General features: G+C 66.8%; 20 protein-coding genes. 10 read left to right on the top strand and 10 right to left on the bottom strand.

What is annotated here, in order from left to right:
- Positions 1–2 precede the first annotated feature (2 nt).
- From Q9293_RS13945 to Q9293_RS13930, 4 genes are all read left to right on the top strand, one after another.
- On the top strand, positions 3–164 hold the full coding sequence (locus Q9293_RS13945) for a hypothetical protein (protein WP_306247529.1): 162 nt from the start codon (positions 3–5) through the stop codon (positions 162–164).
- Positions 165–448: 284 nt separating this feature from the next.
- Positions 449–2569, top strand: coding sequence for a heavy metal translocating P-type ATPase (locus tag Q9293_RS13940; RefSeq protein ID WP_372342217.1), 2121 nt, complete (start codon positions 449–451; stop codon positions 2567–2569).
- 63 nt (positions 2570–2632) lie between these two features.
- Positions 2633–2986, top strand: coding sequence for a YbjQ family protein (locus tag Q9293_RS13935; protein ID WP_306247525.1), 354 nt, complete (start codon positions 2633–2635; stop codon positions 2984–2986).
- A 92-nt stretch (positions 2987–3078) separates the two neighbouring features.
- The gene (locus Q9293_RS13930) at positions 3079–3549 is read left to right on the top strand and encodes a hypothetical protein (protein ID WP_306247523.1); all 471 of its coding nucleotides are present in this window, start codon (positions 3079–3081) and stop codon (positions 3547–3549) included.
- Positions 3550–3597: 48 nt separating this feature from the next.
- Here Q9293_RS13930 and Q9293_RS13925 read toward each other — a convergent pair whose 3' ends face one another.
- The 3 genes from Q9293_RS13925 to Q9293_RS13915 form a co-directional block, all read right to left on the bottom strand.
- Positions 3598–5034: a glutamine synthetase family protein gene (locus Q9293_RS13925; protein WP_306247521.1), complete on the bottom strand. Its 1437-nt coding sequence runs from the start codon at positions 5032–5034 to the stop codon at positions 3598–3600.
- Between the two features lie 201 nt (positions 5035–5235).
- The gene (locus Q9293_RS13920; protein WP_306247519.1) at positions 5236–5994 is read right to left on the bottom strand and encodes a sulfite exporter TauE/SafE family protein; all 759 of its coding nucleotides are present in this window, start codon (positions 5992–5994) and stop codon (positions 5236–5238) included.
- A 76-nt stretch (positions 5995–6070) separates the two neighbouring features.
- Positions 6071–6592, bottom strand: a complete 522-nt coding sequence (locus Q9293_RS13915) for a cysteine hydrolase family protein (protein ID WP_306247517.1) — start codon at positions 6590–6592, stop codon at positions 6071–6073.
- Positions 6593–6706: 114 nt separating this feature from the next.
- Here Q9293_RS13915 and Q9293_RS13910 point away from each other — a divergent pair, with 114 nt between their 5' ends.
- The gene (locus tag Q9293_RS13910; RefSeq protein WP_306247514.1) at positions 6707–7651 is read left to right on the top strand and encodes a GlxA family transcriptional regulator; all 945 of its coding nucleotides are present in this window, start codon (positions 6707–6709) and stop codon (positions 7649–7651) included.
- Here Q9293_RS13910 and Q9293_RS13905 read toward each other — a convergent pair.
- The 4 genes from Q9293_RS13905 to Q9293_RS13890 all read right to left on the bottom strand — a co-directional run bounded on the left by Q9293_RS13905 (position 7642) and on the right by Q9293_RS13890 (position 10397).
- A complete protein-coding gene (locus tag Q9293_RS13905; protein ID WP_306247512.1) occupies positions 7642–7908 on the bottom strand; it encodes a DUF4342 domain-containing protein in 267 nt (88 codons plus the stop codon). The two genes, Q9293_RS13910 and Q9293_RS13905, sit on opposite strands and share 10 nt — an antisense overlap.
- Positions 7909–8135: 227 nt before the next feature.
- Complete coding sequence (locus tag Q9293_RS13900) at positions 8136–9668, bottom strand: M14 family metallopeptidase (protein ID WP_306247510.1); 1533 nt, start codon at positions 9666–9668, stop codon at positions 8136–8138.
- Between the two features lie 33 nt (positions 9669–9701).
- Entirely contained in the window at positions 9702–9908 is a 207-nt protein-coding gene (locus tag Q9293_RS13895; protein ID WP_306247508.1) for a hypothetical protein, read from the bottom strand.
- A 201-nt stretch (positions 9909–10109) separates the two neighbouring features.
- Positions 10110–10397, bottom strand: coding sequence for a DUF2164 domain-containing protein (locus tag Q9293_RS13890; protein ID WP_306247506.1), 288 nt, complete (start codon positions 10395–10397; stop codon positions 10110–10112).
- A gap of 126 nt (positions 10398–10523) precedes the next feature.
- Between Q9293_RS13890 and Q9293_RS13885 the strand changes: the two genes are divergently transcribed.
- A complete protein-coding gene (locus Q9293_RS13885; protein WP_306247504.1) occupies positions 10524–11063 on the top strand; it encodes a hypothetical protein in 540 nt (179 codons plus the stop codon).
- 27 nt (positions 11064–11090) lie between these two features.
- Here the strand turns inward: Q9293_RS13885 and Q9293_RS13880 are convergent, their stop codons facing one another.
- Positions 11091–11666, bottom strand: a complete 576-nt coding sequence (locus Q9293_RS13880; protein WP_306247502.1) for a hypothetical protein — start codon at positions 11664–11666, stop codon at positions 11091–11093.
- Between the two features lie 132 nt (positions 11667–11798).
- Between Q9293_RS13880 and Q9293_RS13875 the strand changes: the two genes are divergently transcribed.
- Together Q9293_RS13875 and Q9293_RS13870 are read left to right on the top strand one after the other, a co-directional pair.
- Entirely contained in the window at positions 11799–14444 is a 2646-nt protein-coding gene (locus tag Q9293_RS13875; RefSeq protein WP_306247500.1) for a PAS domain-containing sensor histidine kinase, read from the top strand.
- Positions 14445–14469: 25 nt separating this feature from the next.
- Entirely contained in the window at positions 14470–15696 is a 1227-nt protein-coding gene (locus tag Q9293_RS13870; protein WP_306247498.1) for an MFS transporter, read from the top strand.
- Positions 15697–15703: 7 nt separating this feature from the next.
- Here the strand turns inward: Q9293_RS13870 and Q9293_RS13865 are convergent, their stop codons facing one another.
- Positions 15704–16042: a hypothetical protein gene (locus Q9293_RS13865; protein ID WP_306247496.1), complete on the bottom strand. Its 339-nt coding sequence runs from the start codon at positions 16040–16042 to the stop codon at positions 15704–15706.
- A 95-nt stretch (positions 16043–16137) separates the two neighbouring features.
- On the bottom strand, positions 16138–16641 hold the full coding sequence (locus tag Q9293_RS13860; protein ID WP_306247494.1) for an Lrp/AsnC family transcriptional regulator: 504 nt from the start codon (positions 16639–16641) through the stop codon (positions 16138–16140).
- Positions 16642–16774: 133 nt separating this feature from the next.
- Between Q9293_RS13860 and Q9293_RS13855 the strand changes: the two genes are divergently transcribed.
- Both Q9293_RS13855 and Q9293_RS13850 read left to right on the top strand, forming a co-directional pair.
- The gene (locus Q9293_RS13855) at positions 16775–18166 is read left to right on the top strand and encodes a tyrosine phenol-lyase (protein ID WP_306247492.1); all 1392 of its coding nucleotides are present in this window, start codon (positions 16775–16777) and stop codon (positions 18164–18166) included.
- Between the two features lie 187 nt (positions 18167–18353).
- Complete coding sequence (locus Q9293_RS13850; RefSeq protein WP_306247490.1) at positions 18354–21659, top strand: S41 family peptidase; 3306 nt, start codon at positions 18354–18356, stop codon at positions 21657–21659.
- The last annotated feature ends 80 nt before the right edge of the window (positions 21660–21739 follow it).

Here is a 21739-nt window from a genome sequence, read left to right as displayed (position 1 = left end):
CCATGACTGAAGGCAAGAAGGGCGGTGGCCGCTACCTCGTGATGTTCGGCCTCATCGGCCTGCTGTTCATCACCATCCTTGTGGTGGCCTACCGTCTGACGAAGCAGGCCAATCCCGTGATGCTCGACGACCAGGGGAAGCCCCAACCGACCCAGCACTCATGAGCACGGGCACGCCCACCTGCGAGCTTTGTGGGGCCTCAGCGACGAAGCATCCGCAGTTCCAGATCTTCCGGGAGCAGGAGCGACGCTTCTGCTGCACCGGCTGTCTGAATGTCTACGCCATCCTGCTGGAGAGCGGGGCCATCGATTCCGGCGTGGATCTTCGCCAGACCGATCTCTTCCAGGAGAGCCAGCGACTGGGGCTGCTGGGCCGGGTGGAGGAAGGGGATGACTTCACCCTCCCCGAAGGCGCCGAGACCAAGGAGGCGCTCTACCAGCTCTCCGGCATGTGGTGTGCGGCCTGTGGCTGGGTGGTGGAGCATGCGCTGCGCCGAGAGCGCGGCATCGTTTCCGCCGAGGTGCTGTTCACGTCCGACCTGCTGAAGGTCACCTACTGTCCCCAGCTGGTGCCGCCGGCGACAGTGCCGGACCGGGTCCGCTCGCTGGGCTACCGGGCCGTGGAATTCGGCGCCGAGCGGGAAACCGACCGCCGCGAATGGCAGGACATGGTGTTGCGCCTGGGCATCGCCGGTGGCCTGTGGATGAACGTGATGCTCTTCAGCCTGGTCATCTACGCCAGCTACTGGGAAAGCATCGCGGGCTGGGCCCATCGCGCGGTGCCATTCATCCTCATGGCCCTGACACTGCCGGTGGTGCTCTATTCGGCCTGGCCCATCCATCGCATCGCCTGGTACGGCCTCAAGACCGGCCACCTGCGCATGGAGGCCCTCATCTCCACCGGGGTGCTGGCGGCCTTCACCTACAGTGCCGCCCAGGCCTTCCTGGAGGGCCAGCACTACTACTTCGACACCGCCTGCGCCATCGTCACCCTGGTGCTCACGGGCAAGGCCCTGGAGCGCAACGCCAAGGACCGCAGCGCCCGCGCCATCGCCATGCTGCACCGCCTGTTGCCCAAGAAGGCCCGCCTGCGCATCGACGGCCAGGAACGTTTCGTGGCCATCGAGGCCCTGGAACCGGGCACGGTGATCCTGGTGAAACCCGGCGAGCGCATTCCCGCCGACGGGTTGGTGGTGGAGGGGCAATCCGCGGCGGATGAATCCGTGGTCACGGGCGAATCCGACCCCTGCGCCAAAGCCCCGGGGGACACGGTCATCTGCGGCAGCCTGAACACCGCAGGCGTACTGGAAATCCGCGTCACCCGCTGCGGTGCGGATTCGACCTTGGCGCAGATCGTGGCCTCCGTGCAGTCCGCCCTGGCCAGCAAGAGCCCCCTCGAGTGCCTGGTGGACCGGGTTTCCCGCCTCTTCATTCCGGCGGTGTTGGGGCTGGCGGCGCTCACGGTGGTGGTGTGCCTGGGCCGTGGCCACACGGGCACGGAGGCGATGCTGCGGGGCATCGCGGTGCTGGTCATCGCCTGCCCCTGCGCCCTGGGCATCGCCACGCCACTGGCCACGACGGCCGCCATTGGCGCGGCCTCCCGCCAGGGCATCATCATCCGCGATGTGCGCGTGCTGGAGACCTTCCGCAAGGTGGACCTGCTGCTCCTCGACAAGACCGGCACGGTGACCGAGGGCGACTTCCGGGTGCGCCACGCCGAATTGGAACACCTCGATTGGGTGGCCTCCCTGGAATCCTATTCCGAGCATCCCCTGGCCCACGCCGTGAAGCGGTACGCCTCTGAACAGGGCGTGGCACTGCTCGATGCTTGTGGCATCGAGATCAAGGCGGGGCAGGGATTGCTCGGCGACGTGGCGGGCCATTGCGTGGCCGTGGGGAATCGGAAGCTGATGGCGGAGGTCGGCAGCGCCCTTTCTGCTGAGCTCGAAGCCCGCGCCGCTGCCTGGGAAGCCGAGGGGCTCACCGTGGCTTTCGCTGTCGTGGATGGCGCCTGCTGCGGCGTTCTGGCCTTCGGTGACCGGCCCCGGGCCGAGGCCGCGGCTGTCATCGCTGAATTGCGGGAGCGCGGCGTCCGGGTGGTGCTGCTCTCCGGCGATGCCAGGGCCACCACGGAACGCATCGCCAAGGCCGTGGGTGTGGATGATTTCCTTGGCGAAGTCTCGCCTTCGGAAAAGGCCGAGGCGGTGAAGCGGTTCCAGGGCGAAGGCAAGGTGGTGGCCATGGTGGGCGATGGCATCAACGACGCCCCGGCCCTGGCGGCGGCGGATCTGGGCATCGCCATGGGCTCGGGCGCGGATCTGGCCATGCACGCCGCGCCCGTGGTGCTCATGCGCGATTCGCTCACCCGCATCACCCGCGTGTTCCGCCTGGCCACCTTCACACTGCGCGTGCTCAAGCAGAACCTGTTCTGGGCCTTCTTCTACAACACCGTGGGCATCTCCCTGGCCATGACCGGCGTGCTGAACCCCATCCTCGCGGCGGGCGCCATGGTGCTCTCCAGCCTTTCCGTCATCGGCAACTCCATGCGGCTGGGACGGGAGCAGGGCTGAGGAAAGCGGCCTCACGGGGGGGCCGAGCCGGATAGAATCAGCTTCTCCACGCCCGAGGATTCCATGTCCATGGACATCGCCCCCCACAAGATTCCCATCCTCACCACCTTCGAGCCCCCGCCCGGCTTCGAGGTGGAGGCCATCGTGGGGCCCTGCTGGGGCATCACGGTGCGCAGCCGCAGTGTGGTAGGCACCGCCTGCGCCGGCTGCCAGCAGCTGTTCGGCGGTGAGATCACCATGCTCACGGAGCTGGCCAACGATTCCCGCAACGAGGCCATGAACCGCCTGGAGGCGCATGCCATCCAGATGGGCGCCAACGCCGTGCTGGCCATGCGCTTCGATTCCGGTGAACTCATGCAGAACACCAACGAGATCATCGCCTACGGCACCGCTGTGCGGGTTCGCAAGACTCCGTGATTCCGCGGGGCCTGGCCCGGCGCATGGATCGGCTGTCAAGGCGGGCCCACCGGTTTCACCGGTACGCGCATCATCCCTTGTGTGAGCCCTACATGGGGGAGGTGATTGCCTTTGGCCGCTGCCGTCTCTGCCGCGGCTGCAGCCTCGCCGCGCTGGGCGGCCTGCTCGGGGCTGGTGGGGGTTTCTTCTTCCAGCCCTTGGCCTGGCCTCTACTCGGCGGTGGTTGCGTCGTGGCGGGCCTGCTGGGGCTGGGCTCCCTGCTGGGCTGGCGAGTCGGGAAGGGCGTCACCCGGCTGATTCCCGCGGCGCTGCTGGCCTTTGTCTGGGTGCAGGCGCTGCGGGGACCTTCCCTTCCGGCCCTGGTGCTGGCGGGAGGCAGCCTGCTGGGCCTGGCTTTGGGCGTGCGCGCCTACCGCAGGCGGGGACCGGATCGGGCGCCCTGTGTCGGGTGTCCGATGGGCCCTCCGGGCTTCTCGTGCCCGGGCCTGGCGCCCATCCGGAAACGGGAACGGGCCTTCCAGCGTTTGAGTTCGCGCTGGCTGGATGAAGCCATGAAACGCTGACGCAGCAAAGCCGGGGCGAACCCCGGCTTTGCAAAGGTACGACGGGATCTAGAACTGGTTCCAGAGGTACTGGTTGGTCACTTCGTGGTGGAACATGATCTCGCCTTCCTTCACGCGGGTTCCCAGGGCCTTGGGGCAGCGCTCGGCCTGGGCGGCCTTGATGTCGGCGAACTTCTCATGGACCGTTTCACCCAGCAGCTCAGACATGAACTTGCTGCCCTTGAAGAGGCGGATGGCATCGAAGATGTTGTCGGGGAGGAAGCGCGTACGGGCGCGCTTGGCCTCGTCCACCTCGAGTGCGGGGCCTTCCATGCCGGTGCGCAGCAGGGCGTAGTAGGTCATGTAGGGGTTGGCGTCGGGGCCCACGGAGCGCACCTCGATGCGGGTGGACTTCTCGTTGCCGGTGGGGATGCGGATCATGGAGCCGCGGTCGGTGGGGCTCACCTTGATCTGGTTGGGCGCCTCGAAGTGGGGATCCAGGCGGCGGTAGGCGTTCACGCTGGGGTTGAGGATCAGGCAGAGGTCCGTGGCATTGGCCAGGATGCGGTTGGTGAAATCCCAAGCTGCGTCGGAGAGGCCGTCCTTCCCGCCCTTCTTGTAGAAGAGGTTCTTGCCGGCCTTGGCCAGGGAGATGTTCGTGTGCATGCCGTTGCCATTCACGCCCACGACGGGCTTGGGCAGGAAGCTGGCGGTCATGCCCATGCGGGCGGCCACCTGGCGGGAGAGCAGCTTGTAGAGCTGCACCTGGTCGGCGGCGATGTTCACTTCCGCATAGGTGTAGTTCATCTCGAACTGGGAGGGGGCCACTTCGGGGTGGTCCTTCTCGTTGCCGAAGCCCATGGCGCGCTGCACTTCGGCGGCGCTGTCGATGAACTGGCGGAGGGGATCGCCGGGGAGGCTGTGGTAGTAGCCGCCCGTGGAGACGTATTCAAAGGTGCCGGTCTCGTGGAAGTGGCGCTCGGCGTCAAGGCCCTTGAAGAGGAAGCCTTCCACTTCATTGGCCGCGTTCAGGATGGTGCCGTTCTCCTTGAAGAGCTTCTCGGTGTAGGCCTTCAGGCGGGCGCGCATGTCGGCCACGAAGGGTGAGCCATCCTGGTTCAGCACGTTGCCGAAGACCAGCACCTTGCCGGGTCCGAACACGTCGCTGGGCAGCCAGTAGAAGGCGGGCCAGTCGATGACGAGGCGCAGATCGCTCTCGGCCTGGGCCGAGAAACCACGGATGGAGGAGCCGTCGAAGGTGAGGTTGTCGTACGACTTGAGCAGGAATTTCTTGTCGTAGTCCAGCATGTGCAGGCGGCCCTCGATGTCCGTGAAGCACACGGTGACGGCCTTGATGCGCTTCTCGCCCTCGAGGTACTTCATGCGCTCCTCGCGCACCTTGTCGGGGGAGACACGGTCCAGGCGCTGCTGCTTGGCCTGGAGGTTCAGCTGCTCCAGTTCGTCGTAGGGGATTTCCAGAAAGTCCCGAAGTCCGTTGATCGCCATGTGACCGCCTCCCGAGAACAGAGCACAACAGGTGCTCAATGACCTCGAGTTTGGTGTATTAAGAATAAATTTCAAGAAATTTAGATTAAAAATTTAAAAACTAATACTAATTTTGAAATTTCGATGATCTTGGGGCCACGCCGGATCGCCTCCGCCTCACCGTGGGAAGCGCGGGATGGGCGAAGGGTGCCCGAGGCCCAGCTAGCCTGCGGCCTGGAGCCGCAGGAGGGTCAGGGCCTGCCAGAGGATGGTGCACCCCATGCCCGCCACCAGCAGGCCGCCCAGCCGCAGCAGGCGCGCCTTCCAGGCCTGGCTGAGGCGGGTGCTGGCCAGGCCCAGGCCCAGCAGCAGGGGCGCGTTGCCCAGGCCGAAGGCGGTCATGCCGGCCGCGCCCATCCTCCAGTCTCCGGCGTCGAGCGTGCGCAGCAGCATCATGTAGACGAGGCCGCAGGGGATGAGGCCCCAAAGCATACCCAGTGCATAGGGCAGGCTGCCCAGCGCGAGGCCTTTGCCCATCAGCTTCTGCAAGGGGGCGGGCAGCTTGAATTCCATGAGCGCGTCGGCGCGGCCGCCCAGGGCCATGGCCGCGCCCATGAGCAGCATCAGCGCGCCGATGCCCAGCTTCACCCAGACCTGCCAGGGCCAGGCCTGGGCCGCGATGAGGGCGGCGCCCTCAGGGCGGCAGCAGGCGTGCATGTCCTGGAGGGTCTGCAGGCGGGCAAAGCCACCCAGGAAACCGATGAGGGCGCCGAGGAGGGTGTAGGTGGTGATGCGGCCCAGCTGGAAGCGCAGGTGGCGTGTCCAGCTGCGTCCACCGTGTTTGGCCTGGCTCAGGCCGAAGGCCGCCACGATGGGCCCGCACATGCCCGCGCAGTGGCCCAGGGAGCCCAGCAGCCCCGCGATCCACATGACCAGCAGCCAGGGCGCGGCGTGGGGATGGTTCAGCCAGTGTTCGAGCATGGCCCATGGTCCACTGAAGGCGGCGGAGCCCGCAAGGGATGCGGGTCACCAACGCCTGCGACGCTTTGTCGCAGGGTCAGCCCAGGGCTTCCGTGGCCGAGAGGACCGACAGCCGGGTCGAGACCGCGTTCAGTGCGATGAGGTGCAGCGGCTCGCTGACGGTCGTGCAGCAGTCGCCGAGGACCGACACGCGGTACTTTTCCGCGGATTTCGAGATGGCGGTGTGGGTGACGCAGTTCTGGGTCATCATGCCGCAGACCAGCAGCTCGGTGATGCCCATGGCGGCCAGCGTCTCCTCCAGCTTCGTCTCATGAAAGCTGTCAGCGTAAGCCTTCACCACCACGGGAGCATCCGGCACCGCGGCCCGTAGGCGGGAGTGGAGCTGCACGCCTTCGCTGCCCTCGGCAAAGAAGGGCGCAGGCCCTCGGCGTGAGTCGGCCACATGCTGGACGAGGATCACCGGGATCCCCTGCACCTGGGCGCGGCCGATGGCCTGGAGGGTGCGCTCCAGGGTGACATCAGGATTCCAGAGGGGGAACTTCCCGCCGGGGAAGTAGTCGTTCTGAAGGTCGATGACGAGAAGGGCGCGTCGGCTCATGGCAGCTCCAGGGGGCTCCCCGGGGGTAGAGGGGTGGGGGCCACGGCCAGCTTGCTGGCTCGGCCTGGCACTCGGGATTGGCGAAAATGACAAAGAACAGGCTAAAAATGACACATGGCCAGGAACACCACCCACACCCTCGGCATCCTCGCCTATCCCGGCGCGCAGCTGGCTGCAGTGCATGGCCTGAAGGACCTGCTTGAGGCCGCGAGCCGTTTGCGGGCGCAGCAGGCGGGGTCCTGCGTCTCCTTCCTTGTCCAGGTGCTGGAGGGCCCGCTGGAGGCCCCAACCACACCTTGGACGGCGCTCCTCCTGCCCCCCAGCCTCACGGGCGGAGCCCTCCCGGAGCCCAGCGCCGCGCGGACAGACTGGCTGTCGGCGCGGCATGCGGAGGGCACCGTGCTCTGCTCCGTGTGTGCCGGGGCCTTCCTGCTGGCGGAGACGGGCCTGCTCGAAGGCCGACCGGCTACCACCCACTGGGCTTTGGCGGAGCGCTTCGCCGGGCGGTTCCCCGGCGTGGCCCTGGACGCCGACAGGCTGCTCATCGATGACGGCGATCTGATCACGGCGGGCGGGCTCATGGCCTGGGTGGACCTGGGCCTGCGCCTGGTGGACCGCTACCTCGGCTCGGCGGCGCTGCTCGCCACGGCCCGGTATTTCCTGGTGGATCCAGGCGGGCGAGAACAGCGCTTCTACAGCAGCTTCGTCCCCCCACTCACCCACGGCGACGCTGCCATTCTGAAGGTCCAGCACTGGCTGCAGGCGCACAGCGGCGACAAGGTCAGCGTGCCGCAGCTGGCGGCGCGGGCGAAGCTGGGTGACCGCACCTTTCTGCGGCGCTTTCAGAGGGCCACTGGCCTCAACCCGGGACAGTACCTACAGCGCCTGCGGGTGGGGAAGGCGCGGGATCTGCTCGAGCAATCCGACGCGGCCATCGACGAGGTGGCCTGGCAGGTGGGCTACGAGGATCCCAGCGCCTTCCGCAGGGTCTTCCACAAAGTCATGGGGCTGTCGCCGGGCGAGTACCGGCGTCGCTTCGCCGTGATGCGTCAGGCCTGATCCACCTTTTCCACCACGATGACCATGCGGGTGGCCACGGCGGCCAGGGCGCCCACGGCGGCGAAGATCGGCAGCAGGGCTGCGCCCACCAGGCCCAGGGTCAGCGGGATTTCGATGAGGGTTTTGCCGCTTTCGTTTTTGAGGATGATCCGCCGGATGTTGCCCTGGTGGATGAGGTCCTTGATCATGTCCAGCACCTTGCCGCCTTCGACCTTGAACTCCTCGGTGCGGGTGCGGTCCTGCGTGTCGGTGGTCATGGCTGTCCTTTCGGGATGAGGGTGGGGGCTCAGGCCTGCACGAGCAGGTGCTGGGCGAGCCAGAGCTGGAAGCGGCCCAGCAGCAGGGCCAGGATGGGGCGGCGCGAGGAGGGCTGCGTGATCGGACATGGAACCTCCGTGGATGTCTCAAGCTACGGAGGAGGGCGATTCGGTTCAGGCGGGAACCGGCGAATGGCTTTCGTTGATCGGTGAACCCACGGAATCGCTCAGCCCAGGGCCGGCACCCGCCAGAGCGCCAGCTCTTCGCCCAGGGCGGGCACGGGCAGCAGGCCGTTCTCCACGGCGCCGTCGTCGCTCTCGGGTTCGCAAAGGTAGACGGCGATGGCGCCCAGGGGCTGATCCGTGGGCACCAGGGCCCAGCCCGGCGGCACGGCCCGGTGCTCGTGGCGCCAGGAGACGGACAGTTCGCCCACGGCCGCAGCCTCGAGAATGGCGCGCCCGCCTTCAGAACCCAGGCCTTCGGTGACGGGCACCGCCACGTCGAAGGTGCCCACGGCTTCCCGCAGGGTGAGGCCGTGCAAACGCAGGTGGGCGGCCACGGGGGCGGGCACCAGGTAGGCGTCGGGACGATCCACCACGGTGGTGCCCACGAAGCGGCCGAGGTGGGGGATGGTCACGGTGCTGGGGGCACCCTCCAGGGTGCGGGGCGTGCGGGTGAGGATCTCGATGGGTTGGTCGAAGCGCTCCAGGCCATAGCGCACGGCGATGCGCTCGCGCGGGGTTCGGCTGGTGGCCACGGTCTGCACCACCTCGTCACGGTGGGCGGCCACGTAGGTCAGCGTCTCCAGCATGAAGGCGTAGGCCGTGCGCACCCGCTCGGCGAAGGTGATGTAGGAGTAGCACTCCAGCAGCAGGTCCATGCGGCTGGTGAGGCCGCGGTAATTGCTGCCGAAGCGGGGGTGATGCGGGTAGGTCATCCAGCCTTCCCGCACGGGGGCGCCGGGCTGGGCCTCCACATCGGCGTCCATGGCCCGTTCGTCTTCCACGAAGTTGCCGTACCAGCCCGCATCGATGCCGTGGTTGGCCTTCAGGGCGGCGGTCACCGGCGGCAGCAGGCGTTCGCGCATGTAGGCGATGGGTTCGCCCCGTCCGCTCTCCACAGTGTGGGGGATGTCGTAGGTCATGGAGAACCGGTGCACCGAGCCGTTGGTGGCGTGGTTGTCGATGGTGAGGTCGGGCTCCCACAGCTGGCAGACGCGCTGCTGGAGCAGGCGCATCTCGGCGCCTTCCATGCGCAGGTAGTCGCGGTTCAGGTTGATCTTGGCGGCATTCACGCGCGTGCCCACGCCGCTGTCCGGGCCCAGCTGGCCCGTGAGCTTGGGCAGGTGCAGCTTGCGGTTGCCGGGGTCGATGGCATCGTTGCCATCGGGGTTGAAGAGGGGCACCACCACCAGGGTGAGATCGGCGAGGAGGGCACCGGCGTTGAGGCCGGGCTTATCCTCCAGCAGGTCACGCACGAGCATGAGGCAGCCTTCCTTGCCCTCCACTTCGCCCGCGTGGATGCCGCTGATGATGAGCACCACGGGCCGCCCCAGGCTGCGGGCTTCCTCCGGGGTCTTCACGCCGTGGGCGGAGAGCACCAGCAGGGGCAGGTCGCGGCCCTGGGGGCTCGTGCCGAAGCTGGTGACGTGCAGGCGCTTGTCGCCTTTGGCCTGAAGCCCGGCTAGGAAGGCCATCACGTCCGCGTGGCGGCTGGTCTCCTCGTAGCGGGTGGCCTCGGCGCGGGTCAGCAGAGACATGGGCTCCTCCAGGGGCGGGACGGGTGCCTGAGTTTACAGGCTTCGCTTCAGCGCCGCTTGGCCCATGTGGGTCACCCGGTAGCGGCCGATGGCCCGCTCGCGGATGAGGTCATGGCGCTCCAGGTAGGCCAGATCCGCATCGGTGGCCCCTGCCTTCACGAGGTGATCCCGGGCCACGTCCGGGTGCTTGGCGACCACTTGAAGGATGGTGAGCTGGCGGGCGGTGATGGGTTCAGTCATGGCGGTTCCTAGTCATTCATGTGCCGACGGTAGCTGGAGCGGTGGAAGTCCGAGATCTGGACCGTGAGGCTGAACGTCATGCGGCGATGGGTTTCGGGGAAGGCTTCCACCCGCAGCGGCAGCAGCAGGTCGCTGAGCCGGGCTTTCTCCTCATCCGTGCGCCCGCCAGGACCTGCACATCCAGGGTGGGGGTACGGGATGCTACCGCCGAAGGTCGGGCTTGCGCTGCATCCCTTTCTTGGTGCCCCCCCAGTAGCTGGTCTCCTCGGCGAAACAGATGTTCTCCAGGTCGGTGACCCGCTCCTGCATGCAGCTCTGGGCATCGGCGATGGCCTGGTTGTAGATGGCCGGGCCGATCTCTTTCAGGCAGAAGGTCAGGAAGGTGTCGGCCCCCAGTTGGCCCAGATTCTCGCCGTATTCTTCGGAAACGAAACGCTGGATGGGTCCCTGCAGGCGCTTCACGGTGTCGGGGGAGAGTTTGATGTCCATGGGGCCTCGCGGTGTCTGTGGCCTTCAGTGTGGCTGCGGTTGACGGGGCGGCGAAACGGTGTGCAAAGCGGTGGCGGTTGACGGGGAGAGGGGCACAATGGAGATCCCCCCATCCCAGAGGTTTCCATGAAGCTGTTGGCCTGCACCCTCCTTCTTCCGGTGTTCCTGGGCGCCCAGGAACCCGCTCCCGCGGCCAAGCCCGCGGAACCGGCCCCCAAGGCCGCCACAAAGGCCCCCTTCAAGGCTGCGGATAAGGCCGGACAAACCAAGGCCGCCCGGCGGGCCGAGGAGCTGGACAAGCACCAGGCCCAGGCGGACAAAGTGGCCAAGGAGGCCCGCCAGCAGAAAGCCCAGGCGGCCCAGGAGAAAGCCCGGCAGGCCAGCTACAAGCGGGCGGAAAGCGAGGCCCTGAAGAAGTCCGACCAGGCCAAGCGCCAGGCCGAGGCCCTTCAGAAGAAGGCCGAAGCCCACCGCAAGCACGCCGAAGAGATCCGCCGCAAGGCCGAGGAATCCTGGAAGGCCTATCAGGCCGCCACCCGCCCTGCCGAGGCCCCCAAGGCCAAGGCTCCCGTCAAACCCACAGAAACTCCCAAGGCCGAAGCATCAAAGCCTGAAACCCCTAAAGCCGAAGCTCCCAAGCCTGAGGTCCCCGAAAAGAAGGACTGAGCATTTCGGCCAACGCCGAGTCCGGCCTCAGTTTGAATTTTTGTCTGAGGTGGGTGAGGGTTCCGGAGGCGCGCTGCCATCCGGGGCTTCCGTGCCCTTGGCAAAGCGCTGCGCCTTCATGTGGAAGTCGTCGGTGAAGGTGCGGCGCACCGGGGGTGGCGGGGCCGCTTCGGCCACCTGGCGGGCCTTTCGCACCCGCCACAGCAGCCAGGCCGCGGGCAGCAGAAGCAGCACGGGGTATTCCAGGAGCACCCGCTGGAGCGAGACCCGGTATTCCGTGGGGCGCAGGCCGTCGGCGTACCAGGCCCCGAGGATCCACACCTCGTCATATTCGTGCAGTTCCGCCGCTTCAGCCTTGAGCAGCCGCAGCACCCGGTCAGAGTCGCCCTGCCGGACCGATACGAAGTCGGTGATCTGGCTATCCGGATCCCGGTCCACGCTCTTGACCTGGACCCGGGCGATGCTTGGGCGCTGAAGGTGGCAGAAGGGATTCAGGGCCAGAAGGAAACTCTGGACCAGGACGATCCAGAGCACCGCCCCCACCAGGGCCCAGAGGGCGATGAGGGTGGACCAGCGGACGGCGGGACGGGCGAGGGGGGACATGGGGCGAGTATCGCTGATCTGGGCCCCCGGGGACACCCGTCCACTCAAGGCATCCGGGCGGCGCCTATGCCGGATTCCAGTTCCCGAGATGGCGCGTCGAAAAGGGGAAGTCGCCACCACCCGGTTTACACCATGTCGCTTTCCGACAAGTTTCAGCCACCCCCAGCGGGACCTTCCCTTGCTGCGATGGTGCAGAGCCTGCCCTTGGCCATGGCGGTGCTGGAGGGTTTGGAAGGACGGGTGCTGCAACTGAACCCGGCCTTCACAGAGTTGTTTGGCTATGCCCCGGAAGATCTGCCGACGGTGGCTGAATGGCGGAGGCGGGCCTACCCGGATCCGGTGTACCGATCCGCCACCCTGGCGGAATGGAGGGCCCGGATCCAGGGGGATCCAGCGGTGTTCGCGGAGCCGCTCTCTGCCAACGTCACCTGCAAGGACGGCTCCACGCGGTTCGTGCGGATCGCCATCGCCCCTCTGGCCGACTGCCTGCTGGTCACCTTGACGGACCTGACCGAACAACGCCGCACCGAGGAGGCGCTGCAGACCTCTGAAGCCATGTACCGCGAGCTGTTGGAACGCCAAGGCGATGGCTTCGGCATGGTGGATGCCGAGGAGCGTTTCCAGGTGGTGAACCCCGTGGCTGAGCAGATCTTCGGGGTGGCGCCGGGGCGGCTGCTGGGGCGCTCCCTGCTGGAATTCCTCGAACCCGAACAGCAAGCCCAGGTGCGCCATGAGACCCAGCTGCGGGCGGAGGGCATTCCCAGCACCTACGAACTCCGGATCCGCCGGGAGGACGGCACCCCCCGGACCATCCTCGTGACAGCCACGCCGCGTTCAAAGCAGGGGGAGGGGCGCCAGCAGATCATCGGGGTCTTTCGTGATATCACCGATCAGAAGGCCATCGAGGCCCGCCTTCGGGAAAGCGAGGCCCGGTACCGCGATCAGTTCAATCTGGCCAGCGAGGGCATCTACACGCTATCGCCCGAGGGGCAGATCCTCGAGGTCAACCAGTCTTCGGCGCGCATGCACGGCTGCCTTCCCGCCGAGATGCGGGGGCTGAAGCTGGTGGAGCTGTGCGCCCCGCAGGCAGCCGATCTGACGGGGAAGCGCCTGCGGCGCATTCTGGCGGGCGAGGCCCTCACCTACGAGGTGGAACACCAGCACAAGGATGGCCATACCTTCCCCCTGGAGGTTTCGGCCAGCCTCATCACCGAGGCGGGGGAGCCCAGGATTCTGGTGTTCCACCGCGACATCACCGAGCGGAAGCGGGTGGAAGAGGCCCTGCGGGAAAGTGAAGAGCAGTTGCGCACCATCTTCGAGGCCTCGGAAGCCGGGATCATCCTGGTGTCACCGGAGGGCCGCATCGACTTCGCCAACCGCAAGATGGCCGAACTGTTCGGAACCACCCTCGATGGCTTGATCGGCAGCAGCTACCTCAGTCACCTGCATCCCTCGGAATTGGAGCAGAGCGACCACCGGATGCGTCTGCTCATGGAGGGGGGCATTCCCTCCGTGGCGGTGGAGCGGAAATACCTCCGCGCGGATGGAACGGAATTCTGGGGGCATCTCTCGGGGCGCCGCCTGCAGCACCACGATGGCAGCCTCCGGGCCCTGTTGGGGATCGTCACCGACATCACCCAGCGGCGGCAGGCGGAGGAGGAGCAGCAAAACCTGCAGGCCCAGCTCCATCAGGCCCAGAAGATGGAAAGCCTGGGCAGCCTGGCAGGTGGCGTGGCTCACGACATGAACAACGTGCTGGGCGCCATCCTGGGGTTGGCCTCCGCCCACATGGATTCCCTGCCCGCGGGCAGCCCGGCCCACCGGGCCTTCGGCACCATCATCAAGGCCGCGGAGCGTGGGGGCATCATGCTGAAGAGCCTGCTCAGCTTCGCCCGCCAGAACACCGCTGAAAAGCGGCAACTCGACTTGAACACCATCCTCCGCGAAGAAGTGCGCCTGCTGGAGCGCACCACCCTGGCGAAGGTGCGTCTGGTCCTGCAACTGGCCCCGGACCTGCACCCGATCCAGGGCGATGCAGGCGCCCTCACCCACGCGCTCATGAACCTCTGCGTCAACGCGGTGGACGCCATGCCCGACAACGGCACGCTCACCTTCCGCACCCGGAACCTTGGCACGGATTGGGTGGAGGCGCAGGTGGAGGACACAGGCTCCGGCATGCCGAAGGAAGTCCTGGAGAAGGCTCTGGATCCCTTCTTCACCACAAAGGAAGTGGGAAAGGGCACGGGCTTGGGGTTGTCCATCGTCTACAGCACCGTGAAGGCCCACCAGGGCCAGATGGAACTGTGGAGCGAACCGGGCCGCGGCACCTGCGTGACCATGCGTTTCCCCGCCTGTGGCGCGGCTCAGGCGGCCACGGAAGCCTCGGGCGCCCATCGCCTCAAACCTGCCGCCCGTTCGTTAAAGGTGCTGCTGGTCGATGACGACGAACTGATCCAGACGGCCATGATGGGGCTGCTGGAGTTGCTGGGTCACGAGCCCAGCGTCGCTCCCGCGGGGGAGGAGGCCCTGAGTCGCATCGAGGCCGGGTTGCGCCCCGACGTGGTGATTCTCGACATGAACATGCCTGGCCTGGGGGGCGCGGGTACGTTGCCGCGGCTGCGGGCCCTGCTGCCGACCGTGCCCGTGCTGTTGGCCACGGGAAGGGCCGACCAGGCCGCGCTGGACCTGGTAGAGGCCCACCCCTTCGTATCCCTGTTGGCCAAACCCTTCGGCATGAAAGATCTGGAAGCGAGCCTGGCGCCCTTCCAGCCAGGGTGAACCGGCGCGGGTAGCATGGATTCCCATGCGATCCCCCGCCAGCGCTTCAGCCCTTGGTCTGGATGGCCGTCTCCTCTTCCTCACCCGTGCGGTGCGGATGTTCTCGTACGGGTTTCTCTCCGTGGTGCTGGTGCTGTACCTTTCGGGGCTCGGCTTCAGCGAGGCGCGCATCGGGTTGCTGCTGACGCTGACGCTGGCGGGTGACACCCTCATCTCGTTGTGGATCACGCTGAACGCCGACCGCGTCGGCCGTAAGTCCATGCTGGTGCTGGGCGCGGTGCTCATGGTGCTGGCGGGTGTGCCCTTCGCCCTCAGCGGTGATTTCACGGTGCTGGTGCTGGCGGCCACCTTTGGGGTGATCAGCCCCTCGGGCAATGAGGTGGGGCCCTTCCTGGCCATCGAGCAGGCGGCTCTCTCCCAGGTGCTGCCGGAGGATCGCCGCACAGGTGTTTTCGCCTGGTACAACCTCGCGGGTTCTTTCGCCACGGCCCTGGGCGCCCTGGCCGGTGGCTGGAGCGCGCAGGCCCTGCAAGCATCAGGCTTCAGCCCCGTGGCCAGCTACCGGGCGCTGGTGTTCGGCTATGCCGGGGCGGGTGTGCTGTTGCTGATGCTCTTCGCCAAACTCTCCGCGGCGATCGAGGCGCCACCTTCTGCCGCGGCCGCGGGTCGCCTGGGCCTGCATGCCTCGAAGGGGGTGGTCCTGCGGCTGTCAGCCCTCTTTTCACTGGATGCTTTCGCCGGGGGCTTCGTCATCCAGAGCCTGGTGGCCTACTGGTTCCACCAGAAGTTCGGCCTGGCACCGGGGGCACTGGGCTCCATCTTCTTCGTGGCCAACCTCCTGGCAGGCCTCTCGGCCCTCTACGCGGTGCGGCTGGCCAAGCGCATCGGCCTCGTCCGCACCATGGTGGTGACGCATATTCCTTCGAATGTGCTGCTCATCCTCGTGCCCCTCATGCCCAACCTGCCCCTGGCCATCGCCGTGCTGCTGCTGCGCTTCAGCATCTCCCAGATGGATGTGCCCACGCGCCAGGCCTACACCATGGTGGTGGTGGCGCCGGATGAACGCTCTGCCGCCGCGGGCGTCACCGGCATCGCACGCACCACGGGCGCGGCCATTTCGCCGGTGTTGGCAGGGCCGCTGTTGGCGGTGCCCGCCCTGGCCGGGAGCATCTTCTTCCTGGCCGGTGGCCTGAAGATCCTCTACGACCTGCTGCTGTACCGCAGTTTCAAGGCCTCGGACGCCGGGGGCTGAGGCGCGCTCAGCGCCAGCGTCCCTCGATCCAGAACCAGCCCCGCTCATGGCGTTCCCAGTGGCCTGCCACCCAGACCGCTTCGGGGTGGGGCCGAACCTGATAGTGGCCGGGCACCCAGACATATTCCCGCCCATCCCACTGCCAGTGGCCCGCCACCCAGTGGTGCTCCCGGGAGGGCGGTTCGGGGATGCGCTCGTAGCGCACCGGCGGCGGTTCACGCTCCACGTACACGGTGTGCACCACGGGCACGGGCGCCACCACGGCCACCCGGCCGCGGGGTGTGACCACGCAGGCCAGGCTGAGCGCCGCCAGGGGCGTCAGGAGGAAGAAGGGTTTCAGTGACATGGGGGAAGCTCCAGAACAGCCGCCTGGTTCTCATCCAGAGGCGGGTCTGCCCTTGAGACCCGGCGATGCGAACAGCGGTTGAAGAGGTTTTGACCTCAGCCCCTTCCCTTGCGGGGGTCCAATCCCAGGTGGTTCAAGGGAAGGGACGTGGTGAGCTTGATGGCCTCGAGCGCCAGGTTGGATTTCACGTCCACCACGTAGGGCAGCTTCAGCAGCTGGCCCGTGAGGAAGCGGTTGTAATGGTCCAGGTCCTCCACCACGGTCCACAGCAGGTAGTCCGTGTCGCCGGTCATGGAGTAGCAGCTCACCACCTCGGGCCAGCCGCGCACGGCCTTGGCGAAGGCCTCGGAGGGCATGGCGCCACGCTTCTCCAGCTTCACGGTGATGAGGGCCGTGAGGCCCAGACCCACCTTGCGGGGGTCCAGCAGGGCCGCGTACTGGCGGATGACGCCCGCCTTCTCCAGGGCCCGCACGCGGCGGAGGCAGGGGGCGGGCGAGAGGGCCACGCGCTCCGCCAGATCCTGGTTGGAAAGCCGTCCCTCCCGCTGGAGGATGTCCAGGATCTTGTGGTCGATGGCATCCAGCTCTACGGCTTTCATTCATCACCTCTGACGACATCAAAGCAATATTATTGCTTGAAGTGTGGAATTTTAAGCAACCTTTGAAAGCTTATTGCGAGGTCATCTTCGTAGCATGAGGGGGTCGATCGATTCGATCCGCCCAGGAGACCCCATGAAGACGCGCACCATCGCCGAACCCTACAAGATCAAAATGGTCGAGTCGCTCAAGACCACCACGCGCGAGCAGCGCCTGGCCGCCATCAAGGAAGCGGGCTACAACACCTTCCTGCTCAAGAGCGATGATGTCTACATCGATCTGCTCACGGATTCCGGCACCACGGCCATGTCCGATGTGCAGTGGTCGAAGATGATGATCGGCGACGAATCCTACGCCGGCGCCCGCAGCTTCTACACGCTGGAAGCGGCCATGCACGAGATCTACGGCTTCAAACACCTGATCCCCACCCACCAGGGCCGCGCCGCCGAGCACCTCACCAGCCTCATCCGCATCCAGCCCGGCCAGTACGTGCCCATGAACATGTACTTCACCACCACCCGCGCCCATGTGGAGCGCGTGGGCGGCATCTTCTTCGACTGCATCATCGACGAGGCCAAGGACACCAAGGTCATCCACCCCTTCAAGGGCAATGTGGACATGGCCAAGCTGCAGAAGCTGGTCGATGAAGTGGGTCCCGAGCAGATCGCCTACCTCAACATCGCCCCCTGCGTGAACATGGCCGGCGGCCAGCCGGTGTCCATGGCCAACATGCGCGAGGTGCGCGCCTTCGCCGACAAGTACGGCATCGCCGTCATCTACGATGCCACCCGCGCCGTGGAGAACGCCTACTTCATCCAGCAGCGCGAGGCGGGCTACCAGGACAAGACCATCAAGGAGATCTTCCGCGAACTCATGAGCCTGGCCGACGGCTGCACCGTGTCGTCCAAGAAGGACAACCTCGTGAACATCGGCGGCTTCCTGGCCACCAACGATGACGGCTTCGCCCGCCGCGCCAAGGAACTGGTGGTGGTCTTCGAGGGCATGCCCACCTACGGCGGTCTCGCTGGCCGCGATCTGGAAGCCCTGGCCCAGGGCATGCGCGAAATGGTGGAGGATGCCTACATCGCCAGCCGCGTGCGCCAGGTGGAATACCTCGGCCAGAAGCTCATCGACGCGGGCGTGCCCATCATGCTGCCCATCGGCGGCCACGCCGTGTTCCTCGACGCCACCAACTTCCTGCCCCACATCCCCCAGGACAACTTCCCGGCCCAGACCCTCGCCGCGGCGCTCTACGTCGACAGCGGCGTGCGCGCCATGGAACGGGGCATGGTGTCCGCTGGCCGCGATCCCAAGACCGGCGAGAACAACCGCCCCAAGCTCGAACTGGTGCGCCTCACCATTCCCCGCCGCGTCTACACCAACCTGCACATGGATGTGGTCGCCGAGAGCTGCATCGAGCTGTATGAAAACCGCCACAAGATCAAAGGCCTGACCATGACCTACGAGCCCGACAGCCTGCGCTTCTTCCAGGCCCGCTTCGAGGAGCTGGAACCCGCGATGGCCTAAGCCGGCCGCGCCACCCCTTCAACGCAAGGATGCCTGTTCCGGACCGGTTCCGCTTCGAGCGGCGGTCCGGCCCCCCCAGGCGGCCTTGCGTTGATTTTTTGGGGCGAGTCCGGGCCAGGTGTGGCATTCCGCTGGCGGAGCATCGGGAGTAACCTCGTCATGCGATGCCTAAACCCCCGGAGCCCCCATGCGCGTGATGCTTTCCTCCCTGGCCCTGGCCCTCGTTCTGGGCGCTCCCGCGATCGGAGGCGATGCCTACGTCCGCTTCCCCGCCACCAAGGGCGACCAGGTGTTCTTCACCTCCGAAGGCGACCTGTGGCGCGCCCCGCTGGCCGGGGGCAAGGCCGTGCGGCTGACCACCCACGCCAGTCAGGAGATCCGCCCAGCGGTCTCGCCAGATGGCAAGTGGCTGGCCTTCTCCGGCTCCTATGAGGGGCCGCAGGAAGTCTACGTGATGCCGGTGGAGGGCGGCCAACCCCGGCGCCTCACCTTCCAGGGCCTGGGCTGCTTTGTGCTGGGCTGGACGCCCCAGGGCCAGGTGCTCTTCTCCACCCAGGCCGAGGTGGGCCCCAGTCGCGCCACGGTGGTGGCCATGGTGGACCCGGCGACTTTGACGCGCACCACGCTGCCCCTGGCCGATGCGAACGAGGCCTGCGTGGATGACTCGGGCAAGGTGCTCTTCTTCACGCGCCTGGGCATCCACATGACCGGCGACAACGTGCGCAACTACCGTGGCGGCGCGGCGGCCGAAGTGTGGCGCTACGACCTCGCGGGCGGCAAGGAAGCCGTGAAGGTGCCCTTCAGCGCCCCCATCAAGCGGCCCATGGTGTGGAAGGATCGCCTCATCGTCGTGAGCGACAAGGATGGCTGCGACAACCTGTGGTCGATGAAATTCGATGGCAGTGACGAGAAGCAGCTCACCCACCACAAGGCCTGGGATGTGCGCGCCGCCAGCCTGGGCGATGGCCGTGTGGCCTACCAGCAGGGCGCCGACCTGCGCGTGTTCGACCTGGCCACGGGGAAGGACCGGGTGGTGGATGTGAGCCTCACGTCGGATTTCGATCAGCGCCGCGAGCGTCTCATCAAAAAGCCGCTGGAGTTTCTGGAGAACACCGCCTTCGCCCTCAGCGGCGAGCGGGTGGTGCTCACGGCCCGGGGCCAGGTGGCCGTGGCGGGCCTGAACGGCCTGCGCCGGGTGGATGTGGCCCTGCCTGCGGGCAGCCGGGCCCGGGAAGCCACCCTCAGCTTCGATGGCAAGACGGTCTTCGCCTTCAGCGATGCCACGGGTGAGCAGCAGCTCTGGCGCTTTCCCGCTGACGGCGCCCCGGGCGGCAAGGCCCTCACCTCCGAAAAGGGGCTCACCCGCGTGGGCCTCTTCCCCGCGCCGGACGGCTCCAGCCTGGCCCACACCGATCGCGAAGGCCACCTCTGGCTGCTGAATCCCGCTTCGGGCGAGAACAAGCTCATCGACACGAACCCCTACGGCGGCGCCCAGGACGTGGTGTGGGCCCAGGACGGCAAGACGCTGGCCATTCTTCGCTCCAACAGCACTCACCACCTGGGCCAGATCCTGCTGCACCGCGTGGCCGACGGCAAGCAGACCGTGCTCACCAGCGACAAGTACGAATCCCATTCCCCCGCCTTCAGCCCCGATGGCAAGTGGCTCTACTTCCTTTCCGAGCGCAGCTTCCAGGTGGTGAACGGGTCGCCCTGGGGCGACCGCAACATGGGCCCCTACTTCGACCGCCGCACCAAGATCTACGCCATTGCCCTGCAGGAGGGCCTGCACTTCCCCTTCGAGCCCAAGACGGAATTGGATACCGACGCCAAGGAGGGCAAGGACGCCAAGGCATCAAAGGAAGGCAAGGAAGGCAAGGACGGCAAGGAGGCGAAGGAGGCCAAGCCCGAGCGTCCGGCCATCCAGTGGGAAGGCTTGGCCGAGCGCCTCTTCGAGGTGCCCCTGGCCGCGGGCAACTACGGACGGCTGCAAACCGATGGCAAGCGCCTCTATTTCAGCGAGCGGGACGGCCGGGTGACCAGCGTGAAGACGCTGGAGATCGGCAACAGCGGGCCCCCCGCCGAAGTCTTCGCCGCGGATGTGGCGGGCTTCGACCTGTCCGCGGACGGCAAGAAGCTATTGCTCACCAAGCGCGGCCCCGGCGGCCCCTTCAATCCCGGTTCCGAAACCTTCTACATCGTGGAGGCCGGCCCCAAGGCCCCATCGGATCTGTCGAAGGCTGAAGTGAAGCTGGGCGACTGGGCCTTCCCCGTGGTGCCGCAGACCGAATGGAAGCAGATGTTCGAGGATGCCTGGCGCATGCACCGCGGCCACTTCTTCGACAGCAGGCTACGCGGCCTGGATTGGGAGGCCGTGCGCCGGAAGTATGAACCCCTGGTGGCCCGCATCACCGACCGCGCCGAGCTGAACGACCTGCTGGGCCAGATGGTGGGCGAGCTGGGGGCGCTGCATTCCCAAACCCGCCCCGGCGACCAGCGCTTCGCGCAGGATGGCTCCGCCCAGGCCTACCTGGGCGGCGTATTCAGCCGCGTGGCCACGGGCTACCGGCTGGATCACATCTACCGCACCGAGGCGGAGCTGCCCTCCGAGGCCGCGCCCCTGGCCAAGGCGGGGCTGGGCCTGAAGGAGGGCGATGTGCTGACGGCCGTGAACGGCCGCCCGGTGCTGGAAGTGCACGATCTCGCCGAGCTGCTGCGCAACAAAGCGGGGCAGCAGGTGCTGCTGGCCTTCCAGCGCGGCACGGAAACCCTCAAGCCCGTGGTGGTGCAGGCCATCGATGGCATGCGCCAGGCGAACCTGCGCTACAGCGATTGGGAAGAGGGGCTGCGCCACCAGGTGGATCAGGCCAGCCACGGCAAGATCGGCTACCTGCACCTGCGGGCCATGGGCGGCGGCGACATCAACACCTTCGCCCGCGACTTCTACGGCCAGGTGGATCGCGAGGGCCTCATCCTCGACGTGCGCCGCAACAACGGCGGCAACATCGACAGCTGGGTCATCGAGAAGCTGCTGCGCCGGGCCTGGGCCTTCTGGACCGATGGCCAGGGCAAATACAATGGCACCAACATGCAGCAGACCTTCCGCGGCCATCTGGTGGTGCTGGTGGATGAGTTCACCTACAGCGATGGCGAAACCTTCGCCGCGGGCATCAAGGCCCTGGGCCTGGGACCCCTGGTGGGCCGCCGCACCGCGGGCGCCGGCGCCTGGTTGACGGATTCCAACACCCTGGTGGATCGCGGCCAGGTGCGGGCCGCCGAGTGGCCCCAGTACCACACCAAGGATGGCGCCTGGATCATCGAGGGTGTGGGCGTGGCCCCCGACATCGAGGTGGTGAACCCGCCCAAGGAGACTTACGAAGGCCGTGACCGCCAGCTGGAAACCGCCCTCAAGCTGCTGCAGGACAAGCTGGCCAAGGAACCCGTCGCACCCCTGAAGCCCAAGGGCATTCCCGCGCTGAACTCCGGAGCCGAATAGCGCTCGAACACCGGCCGTCGTAAAAGACGGTATTCATCCGTGGTCCAAGCAAAGGACTGTTGGAAGCAGAGGTAAGCGGA

It is taken from the genome of Geothrix sp. PMB-07, from assembly GCF_030758935.1.
Taxonomy (GTDB): domain Bacteria; phylum Acidobacteriota; class Holophagae; order Holophagales; family Holophagaceae; genus Geothrix.
The sequence above is the reverse complement of the archived record's forward strand: the minus strand, read 5'-3'. Positions and strand labels throughout refer to the sequence as shown.

Coding starts and splice junctions, on each gene's coding strand:
- Q9293_RS13860 (WP_306247494.1), bottom strand. CDS start 16,641: ATGAAAGCCGTAGAGCTGGATGCCATCGACCACAAGATCCTGGACATC.
- Q9293_RS13910 (WP_306247514.1), top strand. CDS start 6,707: ATGGCCAGGAACACCACCCACACCCTCGGCATCCTCGCCTATCCCGGC.
- Q9293_RS13945 (WP_306247529.1), top strand. CDS start 3: ATGACTGAAGGCAAGAAGGGCGGTGGCCGCTACCTCGTGATGTTCGGC.
- Q9293_RS13915 (WP_306247517.1), bottom strand. CDS start 6,592: ATGAGCCGACGCGCCCTTCTCGTCATCGACCTTCAGAACGACTACTTC.
- Q9293_RS13870 (WP_306247498.1), top strand. CDS start 14,470: ATGCGATCCCCCGCCAGCGCTTCAGCCCTTGGTCTGGATGGCCGTCTC.
- Q9293_RS13850 (WP_306247490.1), top strand. CDS start 18,354: ATGCGCGTGATGCTTTCCTCCCTGGCCCTGGCCCTCGTTCTGGGCGCT.
- Q9293_RS13875 (WP_306247500.1), top strand. CDS start 11,799: ATGTCGCTTTCCGACAAGTTTCAGCCACCCCCAGCGGGACCTTCCCTT.
- Q9293_RS13940 (WP_372342217.1), top strand. CDS start 449: ATGTGGTGTGCGGCCTGTGGCTGGGTGGTGGAGCATGCGCTGCGCCGA.
- Q9293_RS13905 (WP_306247512.1), bottom strand. CDS start 7,908: ATGACCACCGACACGCAGGACCGCACCCGCACCGAGGAGTTCAAGGTC.
- Q9293_RS13865 (WP_306247496.1), bottom strand. CDS start 16,042: ATGTCACTGAAACCCTTCTTCCTCCTGACGCCCCTGGCGGCGCTCAGC.
- Q9293_RS13880 (WP_306247502.1), bottom strand. CDS start 11,666: ATGTCCCCCCTCGCCCGTCCCGCCGTCCGCTGGTCCACCCTCATCGCC.
- Q9293_RS13935 (WP_306247525.1), top strand. CDS start 2,633: ATGTCCATGGACATCGCCCCCCACAAGATTCCCATCCTCACCACCTTC.
- Q9293_RS13930 (WP_306247523.1), top strand. CDS start 3,079: ATGGGGGAGGTGATTGCCTTTGGCCGCTGCCGTCTCTGCCGCGGCTGC.
- Q9293_RS13855 (WP_306247492.1), top strand. CDS start 16,775: ATGAAGACGCGCACCATCGCCGAACCCTACAAGATCAAAATGGTCGAG.
- Q9293_RS13890 (WP_306247506.1), bottom strand. CDS start 10,397: ATGGACATCAAACTCTCCCCCGACACCGTGAAGCGCCTGCAGGGACCC.
- Q9293_RS13885 (WP_306247504.1), top strand. CDS start 10,524: ATGAAGCTGTTGGCCTGCACCCTCCTTCTTCCGGTGTTCCTGGGCGCC.
- Q9293_RS13920 (WP_306247519.1), bottom strand. CDS start 5,994: ATGCTCGAACACTGGCTGAACCATCCCCACGCCGCGCCCTGGCTGCTG.
- Q9293_RS13925 (WP_306247521.1), bottom strand. CDS start 5,034: ATGGCGATCAACGGACTTCGGGACTTTCTGGAAATCCCCTACGACGAA.
- Q9293_RS13900 (WP_306247510.1), bottom strand. CDS start 9,668: ATGTCTCTGCTGACCCGCGCCGAGGCCACCCGCTACGAGGAGACCAGC.
- Q9293_RS13895 (WP_306247508.1), bottom strand. CDS start 9,908: ATGACTGAACCCATCACCGCCCGCCAGCTCACCATCCTTCAAGTGGTC.